The 15,550-nt window shown below is 69.4% G+C and carries 5 protein-coding genes; all 5 read left to right on the top strand.

Features of this window, described 5'->3' with window-relative positions; all coding sequences use genetic code 11:
* The first annotated feature begins 83 nt into the window (after nucleotides 1–83).
* Genes ISO16_RS27045 through brxD form a run of 5 tightly spaced genes read left to right on the top strand, consistent with a single transcriptional unit; the run spans nucleotide 84 to nucleotide 15,550 of the window.
* Nucleotides 84–4,127 carry a protein kinase domain-containing protein gene (locus tag ISO16_RS27045; protein ID WP_083662468.1) on the top strand — a complete coding sequence of 1,348 codons (4,044 nt, stop codon included), beginning with the start codon at nucleotides 84–86 and terminating at the stop codon, nucleotides 4,125–4,127.
* Nucleotides 4,127–7,732, top strand: a complete 3,606-nt coding sequence (gene pglX, locus ISO16_RS27040) for a BREX-2 system adenine-specific DNA-methyltransferase PglX (RefSeq protein WP_072634864.1) — start codon at nucleotides 4,127–4,129, stop codon at nucleotides 7,730–7,732. Before ISO16_RS27045 ends, pglX begins: the two co-directional genes overlap by 1 nt.
* On the top strand, nucleotides 7,732–11,463 hold the full coding sequence (locus ISO16_RS27035) for a DUF6079 family protein (RefSeq protein WP_072634863.1): 3,732 nt from the start codon (nucleotides 7,732–7,734) through the stop codon (nucleotides 11,461–11,463). The genes pglX and ISO16_RS27035 overlap by 1 nt, the downstream gene beginning before the upstream one ends.
* Nucleotides 11,460–14,258 carry a BREX-2 system phosphatase PglZ gene (gene pglZ / locus ISO16_RS27030; protein ID WP_072634862.1) on the top strand — a complete coding sequence of 933 codons (2,799 nt, stop codon included), beginning with the start codon at nucleotides 11,460–11,462 and terminating at the stop codon, nucleotides 14,256–14,258. Before ISO16_RS27035 ends, pglZ begins: the two co-directional genes overlap by 4 nt.
* A complete protein-coding gene (brxD, locus tag ISO16_RS27025; protein ID WP_072634861.1) occupies nucleotides 14,255–15,550 on the top strand; it encodes a BREX system ATP-binding protein BrxD in 1,296 nt (431 codons plus the stop codon). The genes pglZ and brxD overlap by 4 nt, the downstream gene beginning before the upstream one ends.

Here is a 15,550-nt window from a genome sequence, read left to right as displayed (position 1 = left end):
AGGGTGGTGACGTGGCACAAGGCGATGACCGGTGGGTCGAGGTCTCGAAGTCGGCATTTCCACACGAAGCCGACGGTTTGGCAATGCTCCGCTACGTCGTCCCGAAGGCCTCCCCCTACCGCGCGTGGACGAACTTCGAGTTCATGGACAACCACGGTCAGTGGCACGAGATCGACGCCTTGGTGCTGGGCCGGCGCCGCCTACACCTGGTCGAGCTCAAGCACTACACCGGTCTGCTGCAGGGCACTGAGACAAGCTGGGTGCGTACCACCCTCGGCGGCAAGACCCGCACGCAACGCTCCCCGCTGCTCATCACCCGACGCAAGGCGCAGCGGCTGGCGACGCGCATCGAGGAGGAGGCCCGCAAGGTCGCCCAGCAGGCGGGCCTGAACGTGGAGAAGGTGCGCCGCGCGCTGCCCTTCGTGCAGGAATCGGTGTTCCTGCACGGCTCACCGTTCAAGGTCGACATGCCCGATCTGGCGAAGTCGGGCCTGTTCGGTCCGGACGGATTCGAGGACGAGACCGGCCTGCCCGGCATCTCCACCCGGCTGCTCGAGCCCCCTACCGAGACCAAGCGGGTCGACGAGGACCTGTCCGTCATCATCGCCCTCGCGCTGAAGAACCTCGGCATCGCCCGCCGCACCGAACGTGACGCCGGATCGTGGACGATCACCGGCACTCCCCTGGCCAGTGGCGACGACTGGCAGGAGTGGGCCGCCACCCACAAGGGCACCGACGAACGCGGCCGCGCCCGCATCGTCTCGTTCCACCGCGGCACCCCGGTGCAGGCGCGGGCAGCGTCGCACCGGCGCATGCAACGGGAGTTCTCGCTGCTGTCCTCGCTGCGGCACGACGCGATCGTCGCCCCCCGCGACCTGGTGCAGGACGACGACGGCAACACCGTCATCGTCTATCCGGACATCCCCGGCTACGAGCCACTGGACCTGGCGCTGGCGACCCGCACCCTCACCGCCGAGCAGCAGCTGCGGATTCTCACCCAGATCGCCGAGGCCGTCGCCTACGCGCATCGCAACCACGTCGCGCATCGCGGCCTGGGTCCGAGCACCGTGCTTGTCCATACCGACGCGCTCGATCGGGGCAAGGTGCGGGTGCGCCTGGCCGACTGGTCGTGGGCGGGTCGCGTGCACAGCGGCGACACCCGCTCGGCGACGATGCTCGGCACCGCGGTCGCCCCGGGCAGCGCCCCGGCCGACGCGGTGTATCAGGCGCCGGAGGACCGGTGGGCCCCTGACGCCGACCGGCTCGCGCTGGACGTGTTCTCCCTCGGCGCGCTCGCCTACTACCTGCTCTCGGGTGGGCAGGCCCCGGCCCGCGACCGCGCGGCGCTGCTCGAGCGGCTGCGGCTCGAACACGGCCTGGACCTGGCGGCGTCGGGCGGCGGGTTCGTCGACGAGACGTTGCGCGCGTTGGTGCTGCAGGCGACGGCCCCCTCGGTGTCGACGCGGATGAAGACGGACCGCAAATCCGGCGTCCCCCAGTTCGGGGCGCAGCAGTTCGTCACCGCCCTCACCGACTACCGGCACGAGCGGTTGGCGACGACCGCCACCCCGGAGGCCGATCCGCTCAACCCGGCTCCCGGCGCGCTGCTCGGCGGCCGCTTCGACGTGGTGCGGGTGCTCGGCGCCGGCTCCACCGCGCGCGGGGTGCTGGTCACCGACCGCGAGCACGACGACCGGCTCCGGGTGCTCAAGGTGGGTCTGGACGACGCCGCCACCGCGCGGTTGCACGACGAGGCGCAGGTGCTCACCGAGCTGGCCCGCCAGTCCCCGCCGGTGCCCGGGGTGGTGGAGCTGATCGAAGGCCCGATCGAGCTGGCGCACCGCACGGCGCTGCTGCTGAGCAACTGCGGCGAGCAGACCCTCGCGGACGTGGTGCGCTACACCCCGCTCGGTGAGGCGCAGTTGCGCACCTGGGGCAGGGAGCTGCTGGACGTGGTGGTCGCACTCGACGCGGCGGGCATCACCCATCGTGACCTCAAACCGTCCAACCTGGGGCTGACGAAGCCGGAGGGTAAGGCCAAGGCGAAGACGCGGCTCGCACTGTTCGACTTCTCGCTCTCGCGTGCCCCGGTCGAGCAGATCGACGCGGGCACCCCGCCGTATCGGGATCCGTTCCTGGGCACTGGGATCCGCACCTCGTACGACTCGGCAGCGGAACGGTATTCGGCTGCGGTGGTGCTGTACGAGATGGCGACCGCCGGGACCCCCGTGTACGGGGACGGCCTGAGCGACCCGAAGGTGCTCGACGACGACGTCGCCGTCACCGCGGAAGACTTCACCGCAGGTGGACTGAGCGCCACGCGTGCCGAAGCACTGGCCGCATTCTTCCGGACCGCGCTGGCACGTAACGTGAAGCACCGCTTCGACACCGCCTCGGCCATGCGCGACGCATGGGTCGAGGTATTCACGGCACCGGCGACCGAGCCGGCACCGACGCAGAAGAAGAAGCCCGCGCCTGCGCCCGCTCCGGAACCGGCACCGCCGGTTGCCCCCGCCGCGACGTACGCCGCGCTCGCGGTGCTGGCGGACGAGTTCGCGCGCGCGGCCGCGACGAAACCGTCGGCGATGCGGCGGCAGGTGGTGGAGCTGGTGCTCGGCGGGCACGCGCAGAGCCCGGCAGATCCGTTCATCACCTACCCGATGCTCGCGGCCCGAGCCGGGGTATCGGCTGGGCGCATCGCGCAGATCTTCGGCGAGTTCCCGTCGCTGTGGGCGAAGAACCCGCAGCTCGCGGCGACCGTCGAGGAGCTGAACGGGCGGTTGCTCACCCTGATCGAATCCTCCGGGGGCGCCTCGACCCCGGACCTGCTGGCCCGGGAACTCGCCGGCGCCCTGCACACCGAGGGTGTGGTGAATCCGCAGCGCACCGCGCTCGGTGTGCTGAGGCTGCTGTTGGCCTCGCCGCCGCAGGTCGACGCCGACGGCGACGGTGCGGGGTCCACCGCGGTGCACATGGTGCGGCGGCACGGGTCGGGCACCGTAGCGATGATCTCGACGCAGGCGGTGTCGCGCAAGCTGCCCGCGGTGCTCGCCGCGCGCGCCGAGTCGCTGGTGGACGACGCGCAGGCCCAGGGGTCGCTGCTGGTGGCGCCCGCCGAGTCCGAGCCGGCACTGCGGGCAGCCGCTGCGACGCTGTTGGATGTGGCCGCCGGCGACCTGGAGATCCCCGGGCACGCGCTGCTGCGGATCGCAGCGGCCGCCTCGACACAGGTGGCCCTGACCTCCCGCGACGAGTTGCACGCCCGGTCCATGCCGATTCTCGAGGCGCTGCGCATGCTGCTGCGCGGCCTGTCCGCGGCGGACGCGTTCGGCCGACCCGACCTGGAATCCCGGGTTGCGGCCCGGTTCCCGGCGTTGGCGAAGGCCCTCCCGCGCCGCCCGGAGCTCGACGCGGTGGTGCAGACGCTGGTGCCGGACATGCACTGGAACGAGTCCCGCAGCCGCTACGAGTTCGTGCAGGAGCAGGCCGTCGCGTCCTACGTGCCCACCCGGCACACCCGCACCGCCGCGCCGGCGCACCGCGAGCACGGCACCTCCGACGTGGAGTACCTGCTCACCTCGAGCGTGCAGGAACGCACGTTCCGGGCGCTCGGGGTGCCGTTGGGCACGTCCGACACGGTGGCAGCGGCGCTGGTCGAGAAGTTCGGTGCCACCCGCATCGACGTGACGGATCTACTGCTGGGCACCTTGCGCTCCAAGGCCGCGGCCGCGGGCATCGACTGGAACGCGATCCTCGCCGCGGACGCCGGCGCCGCCGCCGACCGGGAAGGGTTGAAAGGCTTCGTCGCACAGGCAGTGCCGCCGCTCATCGATGCGGTCGCCGCAGCGGATGGGCCGGTGGTCCTCACCGATCTGTCCACACTCGCCGCGTACGGACAGTTGGGGATCGTGCGCACCTGGTCGGATCTTGCGACGCCACCACCGCACGCGGTGTGGGCGCTGGTGCCGCAACGCAATGAATCGGGCGGACGACCCGGCGCGAAGGTGGACGGCACGGCATTGCCGCTCAACAGCCCGGAACAATTCGCGCAGATCGACGATACAGAGGTAGCGGCACTGCTCGCCGCCGTGCAGACCGAGGATTCGACAGTGAAGGAGCACGCCTGATGGCATTGGCCACGATCGCCGGAGCCCAGTTGACGGCCGCACTCAAGCCTCAGCTGACCCTGCTGGTCGATGACATGCGGGCCCGCCTGAACGCAGACACGCACGAGCTCGAGAACTGGCGCACCACGCACCGCGAGGCCGTGCGCGAGCAGCGCACCGCCACCTCGTGGACCGACTGGTCCGAAGACCAGCTCACCCAGGCCGCCGTCGGCTGGCTGCTCACCTCGGTGTTCGTGCGGTTCTGCGAGGACAACCTGCTGCTCGGCGACACCGCCGTGTGGATCGCCGGCCCCACCCCGCTGCTGCGGCAGCGCGCCGTCGACGCCGAGAACAGCTTCTACCGCGAGCACCAGGACTGCTCGTACCGCGAATGGCTCGAGCAGTCCTTCGACGCGCTGCGCCGCAACCCCGCCACGCAGGCGTTGGTCGACGAGCACGCCGCGCTGAACATCATCTCGCCGTCGTCCGACGCGGTGCAGCAACTGCTCGGATTCTGGCGGCAGACCGACGACACCGGTGAGTTGGCGTGGTCGTTCCACGACGACGCCCTGACCACCCGCTTCCTCGGCGACCTGTACCAGGATCTGTCGGACTTCGCGAAGAAGAAGTACGCCCTGTTGCAGACCCCGGAATTCGTCGAGGAGTTCATCCTCGATCAGACCCTCGAACCGGCGCTGAAGGACCGCCCGCTTGAGGGTTTCAAGATCATCGACCCAACCTGCGGCTCCGGGCACTTTCTGCTCGGCGCGTTCGCCCGTCTGGTGGAGCGCTGGCACCGCCACGCCCCCGGTCTCGAACTGCGCACCCGCGTGGACAATGCCCTCGCGTCGATCTACGGCGTGGATTTGAACCCGTTCGCGGTGGCCATCGCGAAGTTCCGACTCATCGTCGCGGCGCTGCAGGCATGTGGGGAGAAGTCCCTCATCAACGCCCCGAAGTTCACCCTGAATCTCGCCGCCGGCGACTCCCTGCTGCATGGGCCAGAGCAAGGCGGTAAGGAAGCGTTCGACTTCGGCGACGCGGCGTTCGACAAGGACGCCGTCGCATCGGGTTTCACCTACAGCACCGAGGACGCGCGGGTGCTGCGTCGCATCCTCGCGCCCGGGCAGTACGACGCGGTGGTCGGCAACCCTCCGTACATCACCGTGAGCGACAAGGCGCTCAACGCCCGATACCGGGAGATCTACCACCACTGCAAGGGCACCTACGCTCTCACAGTTCCGTTCATGGAAAAATTCTTCGACCTCGCCAACCCCGGCGAACGGGCTGGCTGGGTCGGGCAGATCACCTCGAACTCCTTCATGAAACGCGAATTCGGGGTGCCGCTGATCGAGGAGTTCCTCGCCCGCAAGGACCTGCGGCTGGTCGCCGACACGTCCGGGGCCTACATACCGGGCCACGGCACCCCGACCGTCATCCTCGTCGGCCGGAATCAGTCCACGGTTCATGACTCGGTCCGCGCGGTGCTCGGTATCGAAGGCGAGCCCGGGGCACCGGCGAATCCGGCCAAGGGACTGGTGTGGACGTCGATCGTCGATCACATCGACCGGCCCGGCTACGAAGACCAGTGGGTGTCGATCGCCGACCTCCCGCGTACGAACCTGAATCAGCACCCGTGGAGCTTGAGCGGCGGCGGAGCTGTCGAAACGCTCTCCGCTATCGACGAGGTCGGCAGAACCACGCTCGGTGACCGTTGCGATGCGATTGGCCGAACGACCCACACTGGGCTCGATGACGCGTTCTACGTAACACCGCAAGCCGCCCGGACCCGCGACTTCTCTTGTGATGCTGTCCCGATTGTCTTGGGCGAAGATGTGCGCGACTATGCCATCGCCCCAGAACACGTGACGGTTTTCCCGTACGACCGCCATGGACTCCCCAAGGAGGTAAAGGATTCAGCGTTTCGCACACTCTGGTTAAACCGCACAGCACTCAGTAGACGAATTGACTTTAAGCAAACGCTCACCGAACGCGGTTTGCGTTGGTTCGACCACTCGATGTTCTTTCCCAAACGTTATCGATCGCCATTTGGTATCGCTTTCGCGTTCGTCGCCACCCATAACCATTTCGTGCTTGACCGTGGCGGCAAGGTGTTCAAGCAGTCTGCGCCGGTGATCAAGTTGCCGGAGGGTGCGAGCGAGGACGATCACCTGCGGCTGCTGGGCACCCTCAACAGCTCGACCGCGTGCTTCTGGCTCAAGCAGAACAGCCATAACAAGGGCGAAGGTGGCGGCGCGCGTGTGGATGCGGGATACGCGGCTATGGGCAGTGAGCTGTGGAAGAACACCTACGAATTTACCGGCACCACCCTCAAGGACTTCCCGCTGACGAAGGAAGCCCCGCTCGAGCGTGCCCGCCGCATTGACACCCTGTCGCACCAGCTCGCCGCTCAGGAACCGGCCGCGGCAATCGAAGCCGGTGGTGCCACCCGCGCTACTGTCGACACCGCCCGCGTCGAACACAACCAGACTCGCGCCCAGATGATCGCCGAGCAGGACGAACTCGACTGGGAGGTCTACCGTCACTACGGCCTGGTCGACGAGGACCTCACCGTTCCTGTGGGTCAGGCCCCCCGTATCGCTCTGGGCGAGCGCTCTTTTGAGATAGCACTCGAACGTAAGATTGCGGCCGGAGAAGCCGAGACCGAGTGGTTCACCCGCCACGGGTCCACCCCCATCACCGAGATCCCCGCGCACTGGCCCAGCGAATACCGTGAACTGGTCGAGAAGCGCCTCGCCGCCATCGAATCCAACCCGTTCATTCGGCTGCTCGAACGCCCTGAGTACAAGCGCCGCTGGGCTGGAGACTCGTGGGATGTGAAGCTGCAGCGCGCGCTGAAGGACTGGTTGCTCGATAAGCTCGAGGACCCGGCCCTCTGGTTCACCCCGCACGGCACGCCGCTGCCGCGCTCCGTCGGCGAGCTCGCCGGGCACGTCGAAAAGGACTCGGAGTTCATCGAGGCTCTAGACCTGTGGGCCGGGCAGAAGGACGCACCGGTCACCGCAACGCTCGTCAAGCTGCTCTCCGACGAGGCCGTGCCGTATCTTGCGGCCCTGCGCTACAAGGACTCCGGGCTGCGAAAGCGTGCCGAGTGGGACCGGGTGTGGGATCTGCAGCGCGACGAGGACGCCGGCCTGATCAAGGCCACCGACATCCCCGTTCCGCCGAAGTACACCAGCACCGACTTCCTCAAGTCGTCGTACTGGTCGCACCGCGGCAAGCTCGACGTGCCGAAGGAACGCTTCATCGCCTACCCGGATGCGGGACGCGACACCGACCCGACCCCGCTGCTCGGGTGGGCCGGGTGGAATCACGCACAGCAGGGCCTGGCGCTGGCCACCATCTATGCGCTGCGCGAATCCGAAGGCACGGCGCTGACCGCGCTGGTGCCCGTCGTCGCAGGGATCGCCGAGGTGCTGCCGTGGGTCAAGCAGTGGCACTCGGGCGTCGATCCGAACCTCGGCCTCGATCTCGCGGAGTACCTGAGCAATCAGCTGGCGGAGAAATCGGCGGCTGTCGGTGTGCCGGTGCAGGATCTTCCGGCATGGCGGCCCGAGAAGAAGACGCGTGGTCGTAAGGCAGCAACCCGAAAGGCAGGCCAGTAGTGTTCCCCGGCGCCTCCACTCCCGCGCGCACCCTGCGGGAGACGTTCGACATCCCCGAATCGCACGGCACCAACGACTATGTGCTGCGACTGTCCGATTCGGTGGGCGAAGACCACCTCGCCGCGACCGTCGACTCCTACGTCGTCACCCCCGCCCTCGCCGGCGCGTTCGACTTGGCTCTCGCGGTGGTGGAGGAGGCGCTCCGCTCCGGGGAGAACAAGGCCGCGTTCCTGCACGGCTCGTTCGGCTCCGGTAAGTCGCACTTCATGGCCGTGCTGCACGGCATCCTCGGGCACTCCCCCAAGGCCATGTCGGTGCCGGAACTGCAGCCGATCGTCGCCGAGCACCCGATGGTGAACGAAGCGAACCTGCTGCGCCTGACGTTCCACTTCCTCGACGCGACCACCGTCGAATCGGCACTGTTCGACCAGTACCTGCGGCAGATCACCGCGGCACACCCCGATGTGCTGCCGCCCGTGCTGCACTCGGCCGGCGGTCTGTTCGCCGACGCCGACAACCGTCGCCGCGAAGTGGGCGACGAGAAGTTCTTCGCGGCGCTCAACGGCGCCGGCGGTCCGCAGGCCAGCACCACCGTGAATTGGGCGGCCCTGGGGCAGGCCACCTCGGCGTGGACTCCGGAGACCTATGCCGCCGCGAGTGCTCCCGGCGCCGCCCCCGCCGAGCGTGCCCGACTGCAGCAAGTCCTGGTGTCCACCTACTTCACCAGCTACTCCCGCAACACCGACTGGCTGTCCCTCGAGGACGGCATCGCCGTCATCGCCGACCACGCCAAATCGCTCGGCTACGACGGCGTGGTGCTCATGCTCGACGAGCTGGTGCTGTGGCTGACGTTCCTCATCACCGAACGCGAACGCTTCAACGCCGAGGTCCAGAAGATCACCAAGCTGGTCGAGACCAGCCGCGGCAGGCTCGCGGTGCCGGTCGTCTCCTTCGTCGCCCGCCAGCATAACCTCGCCCAATGGATCGCCAGCGGCCCCGACGCCGGCGCCATCCAGCAGGCCGTCGAACGCGCGTTCGCGCACCAGGAAGGCCGGTTCGGCCTGGTCACGCTCGGCGACGAGAACCTGCCCTACATCGCGCACAAGCGGCTGCTGCAGCCCCGCGATGCCGACGCCAAGGCCGCCCTCGACGCCGCGTTCACGCGGCTGGACCGCAGCCCGCAGGTGTGGGACGTGCTCCTCGACGGCGTCAACACCGACGACCGGCACCGCGGCTCCGACGCCGACGCCTTCAAGCTCACCTATCCGTTCTCGCCGGCGCTCATTGCGACGCTGCGCGAACTGTCCGGGCAGATGCAGCGCGAACGCACCGCGCTGAAGGTCATGCAGCAGATGCTCGAGGACAACGCCGACCGCCTCACCATCGACAACGTGATCCCCGTCGGGGAGGCGTTCGACTACATCATCGACAGCGCCAACGCCACCCCCATCAACGACGCGGCCGTGCACACCTTCAAGACGGCCCGCTCGCTGTGGACGGACAAGCTGCGGCCACTGCTGTTCCGCAATGCCAACGTCCCCGAGTCCACCCTCGACAAGGACGTGCCGCCGGGTCTGCGTGCGGACATCCGCATCGCCAAGACCCTGCTCATGTCGGCGGTCGCCCCGAATGTGCCTGCGCTCAAACAGATCGACGCCTCTCGGCTGGCCTCACTCAACCACGGCAGCGTCATCAGCCTCATCCCGGGCGACCAGATCGGGCAGATCACCGGCAAGGTCAAGCAGTGGGCAGCGGAGATCCCCGAACTGTCCGTCACCGCCGATGCCAACCCCATCATCTCGGTGACCCTCGAGTCGGTGGACTACGAGAGGATCGTGCGCCGCGCGCAGGCCGAGGATACCGACGGCCGTCGCCGGGAGTTGATGCGCGAGTTGCTCTCCGAGCAGCTTGGTGTGGTCGGCGCTGACCACACCGTCGACAACGCACTGCTGCGCCAAGTGGTGTGGCGCGGCACGCAGCGGCAGGTGGAGGTGGTGTTCGGCAACATCCGCGACCACAGCTACCTGCCCGACGAGGCGTTCCGGCCCTCGGTCGCCGGTGCGCTGCGGCTCATCGTGGATCTGCCGTTCGACGACGCCGGCCACACCACCGGCGAGGACCACGACCGCATCGACGAGTTGCTGCGCACCGGGCAGGACCGGTTCACCGTGGCGTGGCTGCCGAACTTCTTCAGCGAAAAGGTGACCCGGCAGCTCGGCCGGCTGGTCATCCTCAACTACGTCCTCGCCGGCGACCGGTGGGCGTCGTACGCGAACGAGCTGTCCGACGCCGACCGCGCCGCGGCCCGCTCGATCCTGCAGCAGCAGCAGACGCAGGTGCGCGGCCAGTTGGGCACTGCCATCCAGGTGGCGTACGGAGTCGCGGCCGGCGCCCATTTCGCGGCCGGGCAGCCGCCGCTGCGGTCGCTGCACGCCGGGTTCGCGGTGCAGCCGCCGATCGGAAACGACCTCGCCGAGGCCGCGAACCGGCTGATCGCGGATGCGTTCGCCGCGCTGTACCCGGACCACCCGGAGTTCACGCCCTCCGATCTGCTCATCACCCGCCGCCAGTTGAACACGACGTTGACGCGGCTGCGGGAGGCGCAGGCGGTGGTGGACGGCCGGATCCCGCTGGACCGCGGTGAACGCGACAGTGTGCGGCGCATCGTCGAGTCGCTCGGCGTCGCCCGCACGAACGACACCCACCTGCTGTTCGGCCCGGAGCACTTCGCGACGTGGCGTAACCGCATCACCCAGGAACTCTCCCGCGGCGGGATCGACGAGGCCGGGGACGTGCCCATCGAGGAGTTGCGCAGCGCAATCGTCGCGAGCGGCCCCAAGCGTGGATTGACCGACGACATGGTCGATCTCGTCGCCGGGGCGTGGGCGGCGCAGGGCAAGCGGTCGTGGTTCCTGCACTCCTCCCCCATCGACGAACCCGCCATCGGCGAGTTCCGGCGCGGCACCACGCTGCGGCTCGAGCCGCTGCCCGACCGACAGGTGTGGACTCAGGCGTGCACCCGGTGGAAGACGCTGACCGGACACACCGTCAACGACTACCTCACCGCCACCAACGTCGCCGCATTCGTGCAGCACGTACGCGATGACGCGGCCGCCGGTCGCGCCGACCGGTCCCGGCTCGTCGACGTCCTCACCCACGCGTACGCCTACTTCGGTCTCGACGCCGGCAAGCGCCTCGATCTCGCCCGGGACCTGAACGGGATGCTCGATGCGCGGCTGAATCGCCTCGACAACCTCGCCGTGGTGGAGGCGATCGCCAGAGCGCCACTCGCCGGCACCGACCATGAGGCCGGTAAGTCCCTCACCACAGCGGTCTCGGTCGCCGACGTGGTGAGCCGCTACTCCCTCGATAAGTTCACCGTGCTGCGCAAGTCTGCAAATACGAACGACGAGAAGGGTCAAGAGGCCGCGATCATCGTCAACGCAGTGGCGGACGCATTCGCCGATCACGAACTGTCCCGGCCACTCGCAGAAGCACTGCGCACCGCCGATGCAGCACGGGATCGGTGGATCGAGAAATGGCTCACCGACCCCACCCCGCCTCCGCCTCCTCCGCCGCTGCCGCCCCTGCCGGACCCAATTGCCCCTCCGATCACACTCACCTGCACCGGCCGTAGGGATTTCTCCGCCGTCGAAGCCCGGCTACGGGAACTCCTCGACGCAGATCCGGACGCCACCTACACCGTCACGATCACCAAGGTGCAACCGTGACAGTCGCCGCTGGACTGCCCGAGGCGGATGCCGCGGCGGTGCGCAGCCTCGTCATGGGCCTGCGCAGCAAGAACTACCCGCGCGGGGTGGTCGCGCTCGCGGCGGCACCGGTGTGGTCGGGGCCCGAGGAGTTCGACCTGGACGGGCAATCGGTGCGGGTGCGGGTCGCCCCGAGCGTCCTGGCGATCCGCGACGCGCTCACCGAGCGGCACCGCGCCGACTGGGTGGTGATCCTCACCGACCGCGACCCGGCGGAACTGCCTGCCGGGATCCTCGAGCACCTCACGGCCGGGCGGTTGTCGAACCTCGACCCGTGGCCCGCGCTGCGGGAGCTGTTTCAGGCGTCGCGGCAGGAGTTCCATCTGCTGTCGCTGAGCAACGACGCGGCCCGCGCCGCGCTGCGCGACCTCGATGGGGTGCGTGCCCCCGCGCCTGGTGGGGTGCTCACCAACGACCACCTGTTCGCGGCCCTTGCCGACCGCAACTTCGGGCTGCGGCCCGCCGAGTACACGCCGCACCACGTCGCCCTGTGGTCGATGGACGGCGCGGCCACCGCCCGGTTCGACGTGTGGCGCCAGCACACGGATCCGGTGTTGCTGGAGCAGTTCTACGGCTGGCTCGAGGCCCGGCTCGGCCCGCTCGGACCGGCCTTCGTCGCGGTGTGGCGGAGCAGCGGACCGGCACAACTCGTGCCGCTGGGTCTGGTGGCAGCGCTCGTCGGCGACGGCACCGCCGCTTTCCCAGCCCCGCGCGATACCACCGTCAAGGTCCGCACCCTGCTCGAGGTCGAGCTCGGCGGCCGGGCCCTCACCGAACAGCAACTCACCGCATGGGGCAACGCCGCCACGCTCGCGGTGTCCGGCCCGCACGTCCCGGACGACGTGTTGCGCCGCGCGGAGGACGCGGTGCGGCGCCTGCAGGCCGAGCCGCTTGTGGCGCGCTCGGACGTGTTGCAGATGGGGTTGGCGCCACGGATCGCGCAGTTCGCGTCGGCGCTGAGCGCAGCAGTCGACTCCGGTGATCTCGCGGAAGCGGAGAACGCCTGGGCGGACGTGGTGGCGCACCGCGGTGCGCACGCCGGCACCCCGGACGCGCCGCGCAACGTGCAGGTCGGCGCAGCGGCACTGCGGCTGCTGCGGCGCCGAGCGCTCGACTGGCCCGAATCCGGGGGCTTGACCGACTGGCTGGCCCACTACCGGCGCGACCTGTCGTGGGTCGACGATGCCGTCAACGACGCGTTCGTCGGCGCCGACGATCGTGCCCTGGCAACAGTCGCCGATCGGATCGTCACTGCGGTGCGCGCCCAGCGGGCGGAGGCAGATCGCCGGTTCGCGCGTCGCCTCGCCGCCGACGGCGGACACCGCGCCACCTCTGGCGGCCCCTTGTACATCGAGGATGTGCTCGACCGGATCGTAAAGCCGCTGACCGTGCCCGCACCGGGCCCTACGGGCGGTCTCGGCGGGGTCACGCCCGGCGGGCCGAAGCCGTCGCCGGTGCTGCTCGTGATCGCGGACGGGATGAGTGGATCGGTCGCCAACGAGGTCGTCGCGGACGCACTGCGGCGACACCGGCCGCAGTGGCAGGAATGCCGGTTCGCGGGCGCCGAGCGGCCGCACGCGGCACTCGCCACGCTGCCGACGGTGACCCGGTTCTCGCGCTGCTCGCTGTTGACCGGCACGCTCGCCGAGGGCGGACAGGACAAGGAACGATCCGGGTTCTCGAACTGGCTGCAACGCAACGGGCTGCGTGGCATCGGACCGGTGCTCTTCCATAAGGCCGAACTGGATCTCGTCTCTCGCAATCACGCCCTCGCCGACGCGGTGCGCGACGCGGTGGACGACACCGAGCATCGCCCAGTTGTGGCGTGTGTCCTGAACGACATAGACGATGCGCTGGACCGATCCGATCCGATCGGAACCGCCTGGAGCACCGCGAGTTTCAAGCATCTCGATCCGCTGCTCACCGCCGCGGCCGCCGTGGGACGAACGGTGGTGCTGGTCAGCGATCACGGGCACGTCGTCGAACGTCGGGAGCAGCCGAGCGTGCAGCGGGGCCAGCAGGTTTCGGCCCGGTACCGGTCCGCGTCCGATGTCGACCCGGAGGCCCGCGACGACGAGGTGCTCGTCACCGGTGTGCGGGTGCTGTCCGGGCACCAGCGGGGGATCCTCGCCGTCGACGAGCAGGTGCGCTACACCGGTCTCAAGGCCGGTTACCACGGCGGCGCTTCGCTGGCCGAGGCGGTGATCCCGGTGTCGATCCTCGTCAACGGTGCGGTGCCGCACCATCTCGGGATCGAGGTCGCGCCGGCCCCGCAGCCGGCGTGGTGGGAGGCGGCGCGCACCGCCCCGGCGCCCACGCCCGTCCCGACCGTCGCGGCAGCCGCCGCGTCGAAGCGGAAGAAGCCCACCGTCACAGCAAAACCCGTCGCGCAGGCCGACGCCTTGTTCGACGTCGGCGCGCCCGCCGCCCCTGTCGCTGCAGCGCCCGGAGGCCGGGACCGGATCGCGGAGGTCCTGGGCAGCGAACTGTTCGGTCAGCAGTACGCGCAGTTCCGGCCGAAGTTCACCAAACCGGTGATCGGGCGGCTGCTGCGGGAGCTGCTCGACGGCAACGGCCGGCTCGCGTTGAGCCGGGCCGCCGATCTCCTCGACGTGAAACCCGCCCGTGCCCGGGCTGCGGTCGCCGTGCTTGCGCAGGTTCTCAACACCGACGGGGTGGTGGTGCTCTCCGACAACGGCACCGAGGTGGAACTCGAAGCCGCGCTGCTGTTCGAGCAGTACGGGGTCGCGCCGTGACGACACTGTCGCCGGTGCGGCGACGGGAAATCCTGCAGGCGCTGCGGCAGGGCACCGTGCCCTCCGGCAACCTGGACGTGCTCGCCGTCGGCATCGACCGCTTCGCGCCGACCATCGACGACGACCTCGATGCCGTCGCCGCGGGCGGGTCGATGTTCAAGGCGGTGCGCGGCGAATACGGTTCCGGCAAGACGTTCTTCGCACGGTGGATGCAGCAGCGAGCGATGCGCCGCAGCTTGGCTGTCGCCGAGGTGCAGATCAGCGAGCTCGAAACCCCGCTGCACAAGCTCGAGACTGTGTACCGCCGGACCACCGAGTCGCTACGCACCGCCGCGTTCCCGCCGTCGGCGTTCCGCAATGTCCTCGATGCGTGGCTGTTCGGGGTGGAGGAGGACGCCGCAGCCGCCGCCGGGGTTGACGAGGCCACGCCCGAGCAGGTCGACGCGCTGCTCGAACAGCGACTCGCCGCGGTCGCGACGGCCACTCCGGTGTATCCGATGGTGCTGCGCGCCTACCGCGCAGCCCTCACCCATGAGGACGCCGCGACCGCGGATGCGCTCGTCGCGTGGCTCGGCGGACAACCGCACGTGGGGGCCGCCGCAAAACGCGCAGCCGGGGTACGACAGGACGTCGACCACTTCCTCGCAATGGGATTCCTCCAGGGCCTGCTCGCGGTGCTCCAGGGTGCACGGCACCCGGGGCTGCTGCTGGTGATCGACGAGGTGGAGACGCTGCAGCGGATGCGCTCCGACAGCCGCGCGAAGGCGCTCAATGCGCTGCGGCAGTGGATCGACGAGCTCGACTCCGGTCGGTATCCGGGGCTGTATCTCCTCATCACCGGGACCCCGGCGTTCTTCGACGGCCGGCTCGGCATCCAATCGCTGCCGCCGCTCGCGCAGCGGCTGCACACCGACTTCACCACCGACGGCCGCTTCGACAATCCGCGGGCCCCGCAGATCCGGCTCGTCGGTTTCGACCTGGACCGCCTCGTCGAGGTCGGCATCCGGGTACGCGAGGTTTACGCGGAGGGCACGGCCGACCCGGAACGGATCCGGACCCTGGTCGACGACGCGTACCTGCGCGGCCTCGCGGCCGCCGTCGCCGGGAAGCTGGGTGGGCAGGTGGGCGTCTCACCGCGACTGTTCCTCAAGAAACTGGTGCTCGACGTGCTCGACCGGGTCGACCAGTTCCCCGACTTCGATCCGCGGCAGCACTACGCGCTCACCGTCGCGACGACGGAGCTGACGGACACCGAACGCGCTGCGGTCACCGCGGACGACGTGGAGCTCTAG

The organism is Rhodococcus sp. M8 (genome assembly GCF_015654185.1).
In the GTDB taxonomy this organism is placed as follows: domain Bacteria; phylum Actinomycetota; class Actinomycetes; order Mycobacteriales; family Mycobacteriaceae; genus Rhodococcus; species Rhodococcus aetherivorans.
This window is presented reverse-complemented; position numbering and strand designations above follow the sequence as displayed.